General features: G+C 72.4%; 11 protein-coding genes. 7 read left to right on the top strand and 4 right to left on the bottom strand.

The features are described 5' to 3' along the window. Positions 1 to 263 (top strand): alpha-hydroxy-acid oxidizing protein (locus VFV89_RS09865; RefSeq protein WP_329705760.1); only part of this gene is annotated, 263 nt, incomplete at its 5' end. 60 nt (positions 264 to 323) lie between these two features. On the opposite strand, the gene VFV89_RS09860 is transcribed toward VFV89_RS09865, so the two are convergent. Further along, positions 324 to 1727, bottom strand: a complete 1404-nt coding sequence (locus VFV89_RS09860; RefSeq protein WP_329705759.1) for a calcium-binding protein — start codon at positions 1725 to 1727, stop codon at positions 324 to 326. 215 nt (positions 1728 to 1942) lie between these two features. Between VFV89_RS09860 and VFV89_RS09855 the strand changes: the two genes are divergently transcribed. Next, complete coding sequence (locus VFV89_RS09855; RefSeq protein ID WP_329705758.1) at positions 1943 to 2710, top strand: class I SAM-dependent methyltransferase; 768 nt, start codon at positions 1943 to 1945, stop codon at positions 2708 to 2710. Between the two features lie 59 nt (positions 2711 to 2769). Here VFV89_RS09855 and VFV89_RS09850 read toward each other — a convergent pair whose 3' ends face one another. After that, the gene (locus VFV89_RS09850) at positions 2770 to 3372 is read right to left on the bottom strand and encodes an antibiotic biosynthesis monooxygenase (protein WP_329705757.1); all 603 of its coding nucleotides are present in this window, start codon (positions 3370 to 3372) and stop codon (positions 2770 to 2772) included. A gap of 96 nt (positions 3373 to 3468) precedes the next feature. After that, the gene (locus tag VFV89_RS09845; RefSeq protein ID WP_329705756.1) at positions 3469 to 4230 is read right to left on the bottom strand and encodes an IclR family transcriptional regulator; all 762 of its coding nucleotides are present in this window, start codon (positions 4228 to 4230) and stop codon (positions 3469 to 3471) included. Positions 4231 to 4313: 83 nt separating this feature from the next. On the opposite strand from VFV89_RS09845, the gene VFV89_RS09840 reads away from it, so the two are divergent. After that, on the top strand, positions 4314 to 5888 hold the full coding sequence (locus tag VFV89_RS09840) for a phospholipase D family protein (protein ID WP_329705755.1): 1575 nt from the start codon (positions 4314 to 4316) through the stop codon (positions 5886 to 5888). Positions 5889 to 5893: 5 nt separating this feature from the next. Here the strand turns inward: VFV89_RS09840 and VFV89_RS09835 are convergent, their stop codons facing one another. Further along, complete coding sequence (locus VFV89_RS09835; RefSeq protein WP_329705754.1) at positions 5894 to 6904, bottom strand: NAD(P)-dependent alcohol dehydrogenase; 1011 nt, start codon at positions 6902 to 6904, stop codon at positions 5894 to 5896. A 59-nt stretch (positions 6905 to 6963) separates the two neighbouring features. On the opposite strand from VFV89_RS09835, the gene VFV89_RS09830 reads away from it, so the two are divergent. The 4 genes from VFV89_RS09830 (at position 6964) to VFV89_RS09815 (ending at position 9920) form a co-directional block, all read left to right on the top strand. Continuing rightward, a complete protein-coding gene (locus VFV89_RS09830) occupies positions 6964 to 7605 on the top strand; it encodes a TetR/AcrR family transcriptional regulator C-terminal domain-containing protein (protein ID WP_329705753.1) in 642 nt (213 codons plus the stop codon). A gap of 82 nt (positions 7606 to 7687) precedes the next feature. Continuing rightward, positions 7688 to 8449 (top strand): protocatechuate 3,4-dioxygenase subunit beta, encoded by a 762-nt coding sequence (gene pcaH / locus VFV89_RS09825; protein WP_329705752.1) that lies wholly within the window; start codon positions 7688 to 7690, stop codon positions 8447 to 8449. After that, entirely contained in the window at positions 8446 to 8979 is a 534-nt protein-coding gene (gene pcaG, locus VFV89_RS09820; protein ID WP_329705751.1) for a protocatechuate 3,4-dioxygenase subunit alpha, read from the top strand. The genes pcaH and pcaG overlap by 4 nt, the downstream gene beginning before the upstream one ends. Beyond that, positions 8979 to 9920 (top strand): lyase family protein, encoded by a 942-nt coding sequence (locus tag VFV89_RS09815; RefSeq protein ID WP_329705750.1) that lies wholly within the window; start codon positions 8979 to 8981, stop codon positions 9918 to 9920. The genes pcaG and VFV89_RS09815 overlap by 1 nt, the downstream gene beginning before the upstream one ends. Positions 9921 to 10067: the final 147 nt, after the last annotated feature.

The raw sequence follows: 10067 nt of genomic DNA, 5'->3' as shown, positions 1-10067 counted from the left end.
CGCACCATTCGGACGTCGAGGTGCACCTGGACACCGGCATCATGTCCGGCCAGGACGTCGTCGCCGCGGTCGCGCACGGCGCCCGCTTCACGCTCGTCGGCCGGGCCTACCTCTACGGCCTGATGGCCGGCGGCCGCGACGGGGTCGACCGGGCGATCGAGATCCTGCGCGGCCAGGTCGAGCGGACCATGCGGCTGCTCGGCGTCCGCACCCTCGACGAGCTCGAGCCAAGCCACGTCAAGGTGCTGCAGCGGCTGGGCTGAGCACTGCGACCGGGCCCGCCGCGGCGGGCCCGGTCGACAGGCGTGCGTAGACCCGGTGACCTACTGGTTCAGGACGGTGCCCGGGCCGCCGGAGAGGACGTCGGCCCCGTCGCCGCCGTTCACGGTGAGCCCGATGGAGCCCGCGGCCAGCCCGGTCGCGTCGACGGTGTCGTCGCCGCCGAGCGCGTTGAAGGTGAGCGTGTCGGACGGCCCGTCCGAGGCGAAGACCTGCACGAGGGCGTGCAGTCCGGACACCGAGACGGCGTCGTCCTCGTCGCCGGTGATCGTTGCAGTGTCGGCGCCGTCGGTGGCGTTCACGACCACGGAGTCCGCGGTCGCGTCCCCGGCCTTGCCACCGGGTGCACCGGTCAGGGCGACGTCGGTCTCGGTGACGTCGGTGCCGGACAGGTCGTCGATCGTGACGGTGTCGGCTCCACCGAAGGCGTTCGTGTCGACCAGCTCGATGCCGTCGAGATCCATGGTCACGTGTCCGAGGTCGCGCGCCAGCCGTGCACGAGTGCCGTTGGCCGAGAGCGTCAGCTGTTCCGCTGCTGCTGCACCGTTGAAGACCAGGGCGTCCTGACCGGTCTCTCCCTCGACGATGTCGCTCCCGTCGCCGGCGTCCCACACGAACGTGTCGTCGCCGTCACCGAGGGCGGCGGTGTCCGCGCCGCCGTTGCCGTCGACCGTGTCATCGCCGAGCCCACCGGTCAGCGTGTCGTTGCCGTTGCCGCCATTGATCAGGTCGTTCCCCGTCCCGCCGTCGATGTCGAGGGCGATGAGCGAGGCCAGGTCGCCGGATGCCGTGAACGAGTCGTCGCCGCCGTTTCCGTTGACCACCAGCCGTTCACTGGTGCCGATGTCGAGGCTGAACGGCAAGGGGCTCACCCGGTCGAACCGCACTCGGGTGGCGTTGGCCGTGGCCGTGAACGCCTCACCGACGCCGCCTCCGTTCACCACGACGGCGTCCGAGCCGTCGCCACCTTCGTTGAGGTCGCTGCCGTCGCCGGGGTTCCAGATCAGCTGGTCGTCGCCCGCTCCGCCGAGCGACCGGTCGCTCCCGGGGCCGCCGATGAGGGCGTCATTCCCGCGGCCGCCGTAGAGCCGATCCGCGCCCGAGTCGCCGAAGAGAGCGTCGTCGCCGGCTCCGCCACGAAGGCTCGCGTTCGGCAGCGGCCCGTTCGTCTCGTCGAGGAAGACGCGGTCGTTGCCTGCGCCTGCGAAGACCACGATCCGGTCGACGTTGTGGACCGTGGCGCGTGAACCGTGAACGACGACAGCGCCCCCGTTGACGTCGATGACGCCGGCGGCGTCACGGCCGACGGTGATGGCGTTGCTGCCGGCGTCGCCGTAGATCGTCAGGACCCGGTGGCCCCTGGTGAACTGGGCGGTCGTCGTTGCTGATGCCGACGAGGCGAAGGCGAGCGCCGCGGTCAACGACGTGACTGCGGCTCCGGCCAGCATGGCAGCTCGTCTGCGGCGAGGGTTGGTCCGGTTGTTCATGTGGGTTCCTTTCGGGGTCGGCTGAGCACATGTGCGAGGAACACGGCGGCCTCGCCCGCCAAGTTCGGAAGTCACGGCATGGGAAAGGACTCATCCGAGGCGATGAACCGAGCACCGTCGTACGACGTAGCCCCGGCTGCGTGGCACTGGGAACGGCGCGGTGTCAGCATGATCGGGTGACCGAGGTCTGGGACTCCGACAAGGCGCAGAACCAGGCACTGTGGGCGGTGATGAACGAGCGGTTCACCGACGCGGCGGCCGAGGAGCTGTGGTTGCGGTCGAGCGCGGTCTGGGGGCTCTTCGCGGTCCCGGAGCGGGACCTCGGGGTCCTCGGTCCCGTCCAGGGGCTCGACGTCGTGGAGCTAGGGTGCGGTACCGCCTACTTCTCCGCGTGGCTCGCCCGGGCCGGGGCGATGCCGGTGGCGGTCGACATCTCGCACGAGCAGCTGATGACCGCGCGCCGGATGCAGGCCCAGGTCGGACCGGCGTTCCCTCTGGTCCAGGCGGACGGGGAGCGGGTCCCCTTGGCCAGCGGACGGTACGACCTCGTGGTGAGTGAGCACGGAGCCGCCCAGTGGTGCGACCCCGAGCTGTGGCTGCCCGAAGCAGCTCGCCTGCTACGACCGGGAGGACGTCTGGTCTTCATGACGAACAGCCACCTGTCGGCGCTGTGCGTCCCGCTCGAGGAAGGGTTTGCGGGCGACCGCCTGCTGCGTGGTCAGCGGGAGGCGTACCGCGTGCGCTGGCCCGGTGGAGGGGTCGAGTTCCATCCCTCGCACGGGGACTGGGTGCGGCTGCTGAATGGGTCCGGCTTCGCGGTCGCGGCGCTGCACGAGATCTACGCCCCGCCAGAGGGTGACGACCACTCCTTCTACGAGATCGTGTCGAAGGACTGGGCGACCCGATGGCCCGCCGAGGAGCTCTGGGTGGCAGTGCGTACGTGAGGTTCTGATCCGGAAGCGCCGCGACCGATCAGGCGACCAAGCTCACCTCCTCCGACGGCTCACGCCATCTCAGGAACGTGCAGGTGCGCGTAGGCCAGCTCGTACTCGCGCACCTCGACGACCTCGCCGCCCGCGTCACTCGCGGTCCGGGCGCGCATGTCGTCGGCCGATGCACGGCTGGCCTCCATCGCCTCGCGGCTCTCCCAGGCCGTGGTGGCACAGCCGAGGCCGGTCGACCGGTTGACGAGCAGGCTGGCGCTGCAGAACCCGTCGGTCTGCTCGATCATCGGGAGGATCCCGAGGCGAACCGTCTCCGTCATCGCGTCGATGTCGCCCTGCAGCCAGCTGACGCGGCAGCACTCGCCGTGGTGGGTGCGGTGCATGACGGCGATCTCCCACTCGTCGACCTGCATGGACCCGCCGAGGATGTCCCGCCCGCGGTCGCGGAGCGGGCGCAGCTGCGCATCGCTGGCGCGCATGGCCGCCTCGTCGTCCCAGGAGCTGGTGGCGATGCACTGCCCGGTGTCGCGGTCGACCAGCATCGAGAGGCCGCGACAGCCCTCGATCTGCTCGAGCATCGGCCCGGCCTCGTCCTTGATGAACCTGATGCCGGCGTCGATGTTGCCGGGCATCCCGTGGAACGTGGTGGAACGTGCGAACACGGCGCACTCCTCTCTGGGACGGGGCAGCGCCCAGACCGGCGCCGCCGGTTGATCCCCTGCCTACTCCCATCGGCGCCATGGCGCCACCCCCCGCACCTACTCCGACCGCGCCCTCGCGAGCTCACGGCCGATGCCGTGGGCGGCGACGTGGAGGGCGGAGACGAGCCTGGCCCGGTCCCGCTCGAGGCTGGGCACCACGATGCCGAGCGCGGCGACCACGTCGTCCCCTCTCCGCACGGGGACGCCGACCGAGCAGGCACCGAGGCTCATCTCCTCGACGGTGGTCGAGTAGTCGTCGCGCCGGACCGCTGCGAGCTGACGCCGGAGGGTCCCGGGCTGGGTGATCGTGTACGGCGTGATCCGGGTCAGGTCGGCGAGCGCGGCGCGCTGGACGTCCGGTGGTGCGAAGGCCAGCAGCACCTTGCCGACGCCGGTCGCGTGCATCGGCAGCCGGCTGCCGACGGTGCTGACGATCGGGACGGAGGTGCTGCCGCGCAGCCGGTCGACGTACAGGACCTCCGTGCCCTCGCGCACGGCGAGGTGGACCGTGGCCAGGGTGGCGCCGTACAGGTCGTGGAGGTACGGCGACGCGAGCTCGACCAGTCCGGAGTTGTGCGGCGCCAGGAGTCCGAGGTCCCAGAGCCGCCGGCCGATCACGTAGTCGCCGGTCGAGGTCCGGGCCAGCGCTCCCCACCGCACCAGCTCCCCCACCAGCCGGTGCGCGGTGGGGAGCGGTAGCCCGGCCCGGCCCGCGAGCTCGGTGAGGGTGAGCCGCCGGTGGTCCTCGTCGAAGGAGCCGACCAGCGCCAGCGCCCGGCTGGTGACCGTGGCACCGGGAGCTGAGACGTTGCCGGCCACGCGCCCAGTCTTCCACCCGGTCTTCCACTGACCGGAACGCGCGCACGGCGGCCCGCAGCCCTGGGGACGGGTACCGGTCGTGGGTGCCCGACCTCACCGACTGGCTGCTGTCCGTCTCGGAGCGAGGCAACCCGGCGACCCGGCTCGACGACGCGCACCCGGGCGAGCAGGCGTGGTCGGAGGGCAACGAGGTCCGAGCGCTGGTCCACGGCTCGACCTACTACGCCGAGCTGTTCGAGCGGCTCGAGGCCACCCGGGCCGGAGACCTGGTGCACTTCACCGACTGGCAGGGCGACGCCGACGAACGACTCACCGGCGAGCCGGGCAGCGAGGTCGCCGAGGTGCTCGGCCGCGCCGACGAGCGGGGCGTCGACGTCCGGGGGCTGGTGTGGCGCTCGCACGTGCAGGCCGCGGGGTTCACCGCGGACGAGAACCTGCACCTCGGCCGGGTCCTCCAGCGTCGTGGCGTGGAGGCGATCCTCGACATGCGGGTGCGCACCGGCGGCTCGCACCACCAGAAGATGGTGGTGATCCGGCACGGCGACGACCCGTCCCGCGACATCGCCTACGTCGGTGGCATCGACCTGTGCCACTCCCGGCGCGACGACGCCGACCACGGCGGTGACCCGCAGCCCCAGGAGAACCTGGCGAGGGAGTACGGCGACACGCCGCCGTGGCACGACATCCAGGCCGCGATCCGCGGTCCGGCCGTCCACGACGTCGAGACCGTGTTCCGGGAGCGCTGGGAGGACCCGACCACGCTGCGCCGGAGCCCGGTCCTCCTGGTCCGCGACCGGCTCCGCGGCCTCGACACCCGGCCCGACCCGCTGCCCGACCAGGCGCCCCCGCCGCCACGGGTTCCCGGTGGCCACCACGTCGTCCAGCTGCTGCGCACCTACCCGAACCTGCGCCGGGGCCGCGACTACGACTTCGCCCGGGGCGGCGAGCGGAGCGTCGCCCGCGGCTATACCAAGGCGGTCCAGCGGGCGCGCCGCCTCGTCTACGTCGAGGACCAGTACCTCTGGGGCGACCATGTCGGCGGCGTCCTCACCGAGGCGCTGCGCGCCAACCCCGAGCTGCACGTCATCGCGGTGGTGCCGATGCACCCCGACGTCGAGGGCCTCAACCGCACCGCGCAGCTGGTGGGCCGCAGCCGCGCGATGGCCGGCATGGCCGAGGCAGCACCGGACCGGGTCGCCGTCTACGGCATCGAGAACCACGTCGGCACCCCGGTCTACGTGCACGCCAAGGCCTGCGTCGTCGACGACACCTGGACGACCATCGGGTCCGACAACTTCAACCGGCGGTCGTGGACCCACGACTCGGAGCTCTCCGCCGTGGTGATCGACACCGAGGGTGAGTTCGCCAGGTCTCTCCGGCTGACCCTCGCGGTCGAGCACCTCGACCGGGAACCGGGCCGGTCGACCGACGACCTCCTCGACCCGGCCGGCATGTTCCGGGCGTACGCCGAGTGCGCGGCCGCGCTGGACGCCTGGCACGCGAGCGGCCGGGTCGGGCCACGTCCGCCCGGCCGGCTCCGTCGGCTGGATCCGCCGCGGCTCGGCAGGCTGGCGCGGACGCTGGCCCTGCCGGCGTACCTCTGGCTCCACGACCCCGACGGACGGCCGAAGCCGCTGCGCCGAGCAGACGCGTTCTGAGACTCCTAGGTGACCACGATCGCGACCTTGCCGCGCACCCGCCCGGCGACGAGGTCCCGCATCGCCTCGGCCGCGTCGGCGAGCGGGTAGGTCGCGCCCACGCTGGGCGTGACCCGGCCGGCCTCGATGAGTGCGCTGAGCCGCTCGAGGTCGGCGGCCCGCTCCCGCGGCACCCGCATGGTCAGCCGTTGCCGGGAGAACACGGAGACGACCAGGCCGAGCAGCTGCCGGCTCATCCCGGTGATCCGGCCGGCGTTCTCCGAGCCCACCAGCACCGCGGTGCCGGACGGGGCCAGCGCGCGGCGCAGCCGGGGGAGCGGGACGTCGCCGGCGATGTCGATGATGACGTCGTAGCGCTCGCCGGTCCCGGCGATGTCGTCGCGGGCGTAGTCGAGGACGTGCGCCGCCCCGAGTGAGCGGACCAGGTCGGCCTTCGCGGCGCTGCACACGCCGGTCACCTCGGCGCCGGCGGCGACCGCGATCTGCACGGCGTAGCTGCCGACGCCCCCCGAGGCGCCGGTGACCAGGACGCGCTGCCCGGCGCGCACGCCGGCGATGTCGGTGACCGACTGGAGCGCGGTGAGCCCCGACACCGCGACGGTCGCCGCCTCCTGATCGCTCAGGCCGGCGGGCTTCGGTGCGAGCTTGCCCTCCTTGGCCACGGCGTACTCGGCGTAGGTCCCGGTGCCGATGCCGTAGACCTCGTCACCGGGGGCGAACCTCGCCACCGCCGCGCCGACGGCCTCGACGGTGCCGGCCAGGTCGAGGCCGGGGACCGGCTGCCTCGGGCGGCGCAGCCCGGTCACCAGCCGCACGGCGTACGGCGTCCCGGTCATCAGGTGCCACGTGCCACGGTCCAGCCCCGCCGCGTGCACGCGCACCAGCACCTCGTCGGGGCGGAGCACGCGGGGCACGGGGCGTTCGGACGGTCGCAGGACGTCGGCGTCGCCGTACCGGTCCTGCACGACGGCACGCATCGTGGTCGTCGACGTCGGGAGCGTGGTGGTTCTGGTCATGGGAGCCTCGCAGGAGTGGTTCGTACTAAGTACGAAGACGCTATCGTACAATGTACGAGATGTCCAGAGAGCCGCTGAGCCGCGACCGCATCCTGCGTGCCGCGCTGGCCGTCGCCGACGACGGTGGGCTGGACCGGCTGACCATCCGGTCCCTCGCGCAACAGCTCGGGACGAAGCCGATGTCGATGTACCACTACGTCGCGAACAAGGGCGAGATCCTCGACGGCCTGGTCGACCTGGTCTTCGCGGAGATCGAGCTGCCGGCGGCGACCGGGGACTGGCGGGCGGAGATGACCCGGCGGGCGCGCTCGGCCATCGAGGTGCTGCGCCGGCACCCGTGGTCGATCGGGCTGCTGGAGTCGCGGACCACCCCGGGGCCGGCCACACTCGCGCACCACGACGCGACGATCGCTGCGCTGCGGGCGGGCGGCTTCTCGATCGTGGAGACGGCGCACGCGTACGCCGTGCTCGACGCCTTCACCTACGGCTTCGCGGTCCAGCTGTCCTCGCTGCCGTTCGAGGGTCCCGACAGTGCGGCCGAGGTCGCCGAGTCGATCATGGCTGCGATGGCGGGGGCGTACCCGCACCTGGCCGAGTTCGCCGAGCAGCACGCCCTGCAGCCGGGCTACGACTTCGCCGACGAGTTCGAGTTCGGGCTCGGGCTGGTCCTCGACGGGCTGGGCCGGATGGTCGAGCGCTGAGCGAGTCTCCAAGCCGCCGGCCTTCCACTGGTCGGAACGACCCGCCGTGGGCTGTCCCGGCAGCAGCCCTACCGTGGTGCGGGTGACGCTCGGTTCGGATGCCGCCGAGGCGACCCAGGCCGCGATCTCGGAGGAGATCGGGGCGATCGCCCAGGCCTGGGACGGCGTGCCGGAGACCCAGCCCCGTCTGGACTACCCGCCGTACCGGTCGAGCCTGCTGCGCCACCCCACCAAGGCGCCGCACCAGGCCGACCCCGAGGGCGTCGAGCTGTGGGCGCCGGTCTTCGGCGAGCGGGACGTCGACCCGCTGGAGGCGGACCTCACCATCCAGCACCGCGGCGACCCGCTGGGCGAGCGGATCGTGGTCACCGGCCGGGTGCTCGACGGTGACGGGCGCCCGGTGCGCGGCCAGCTGGTGGAGGTGTGGCAGGCCAATGCGGCCGGTCGCTACATCCACCAGCGCGACCAGCACCCGGCTCCGCTCGACCCGAACTTCACCGGCTCGGGCCGCTGCCTGACCGACGCAGTCGGCGTCTACCGGTTCACCACGATCAAGCCCGGTCCCTACCCTTGGCGCAACCACCGCAACGCCTGGCGGCCGGCGCACATCCACTTCTCCCTCTTCGGCACCGAGCTCACCCAGCGGTTGGTGACCCAGATGTACTTCCCCGGCGACCCGCTGTTCGCGCTCGACCCGATCCTCCAGTCGGTCGTGGACCCGACGGCCCGGGAGCGGCTGGTCGCGACCTACGACCACGACCTCACCAAGCCCGAGCTGCTGATGGGCTACCGCTGGGACGTCGTGCTCACCGGCCCGCACCGGACCCCGATGGAGGACGTGTGACCGAGCTCGACCCCACGGCGGGCCAGACCGTCGGGCCGTTCTTCGGCTACGCGCTGCCGTTCCCTGACGACGAGCACCTGGTCCCACCCGGGTCTGCGGGCTCGGTGCGGCTGCACGGTCGGGTCCTCGACGGCGACGGTGCCCCGGTCCCGGACGCCATCCTCGAGCTCTGGCAGGCCGACGCCGAGGGGAACGTCGTGCAGGAGCCCGGCTCGCTGCGCCGCGACGGCCACACCTTCACCGGCTGGGGCCGGGCGTCGACCGACCGCACCGGACACTACTCGTTCACGACCATCGTGCCGGGCACGTCGTTCTTCGCGCTCACCGTCCTCGCGCGCGGGCTGCTCAACCGGCTCTTCACCCGTGCCTACCTCCCCGATGCCGCCGGCGACCCGTTCCTGGCGACCGTCGACACGGACCGCCGCTCGACGCTGCTCACCACCGGGGACGAGACTGGCTTCGTGTTCGACGTGCACCTGCAGGGCGACCGCGAGACCGTCTTCCTGAGCTACCCGCGCCACAAGCGCTGATGCCGGAGCTCTTCTGGCCCGGCGAGCGGCGCGCCGGTGACCTGTTCACAGAGTCGGCGTTCCGGGCCGCCATGGTCCGCGTCGAAGCGGCCTGGGCGGACACCGAGCTGTCCGACCCCGGCGGCGAGCTCGACGCCGAGTCCGGCGGCAACCCCGTGATCCCGCTCGTCGAGGCGCTGCGGAAGGCCAATCCCGACGTGGCGCTGCACGATGGGCTGACCAGCCAGGACGTGCTCGACACCGCTCTCGTGCTGATGCTGCGCGATTCCGTCGCAAAGCTCCGGACCGTGGGCCGCGCGCAGATCGCGCGCATCGAGACGTTGATCGACGAGGTCGGTACCACCCCGATGATGGGCCGCACCCTGACCCAGCCCGCTCAGCCGATCACCTTTGGCGACAAGCTGGCCACGTGGCGGCACGGACTGATCGACGGCGTCGCCGACCTAGACAGCCTCGACTTCCCGGTCCAGAAGGGGGGCCCGGTCGGCACCGACCGCCGTGGTCGGAACGTGCTCGCCGAGCGGCTCGGTCTCTCGAACGACGAACCTTGGCACACCACCCGTCGCACCATCACCCGGGCCGGGGACGTCCTCGTCTCGCTCACTGATGCCTACGGACGGATCGCGCGGGACGTCTTGGAGCTCAGCCGGACCGGTGAGCTCTCCGAGGGCGTCGGCGGCGGCTCGTCCTCGATGCCGCACAAGCACAACCCGGTGCTGTCCGTGCTGATCCGCCGGGCGGCGCTCACGACTCCGATGCTGGCAGCGACGCTGCACGTGGCAGCCGCCGATCAGGTCGACGAGCGCGCCGACGGCGCCTGGCACGCGGAGTGGGACACGTTGCGGCTCCTCGTCCGGCGTACCGCGGTCGCCGCCGGCCAGATGACCGAGCTGCTCGAAGGGCTGCAGGTCCACAGCGACGCGATGGGGACCTGGCTGTGACCACCCTGGTGCTCGGCCCGTCCCTCGGCACCTCGGCTGACGCGTGCTGGGGCGCGTGCGCCGCGCTGCTGCGCGACGAGCTCGACGTCGCCGCCTGGGAGCTGCCCGGCCACGGGACCGACCGAGGGCCGGCCTCGGCCGGCCTGA

It is taken from the genome of Nocardioides sp., from assembly GCF_036274455.1.
Classification (GTDB): domain Bacteria; phylum Actinomycetota; class Actinomycetes; order Propionibacteriales; family Nocardioidaceae; genus Nocardioides.
This window is presented reverse-complemented; position numbering and strand designations above follow the sequence as displayed.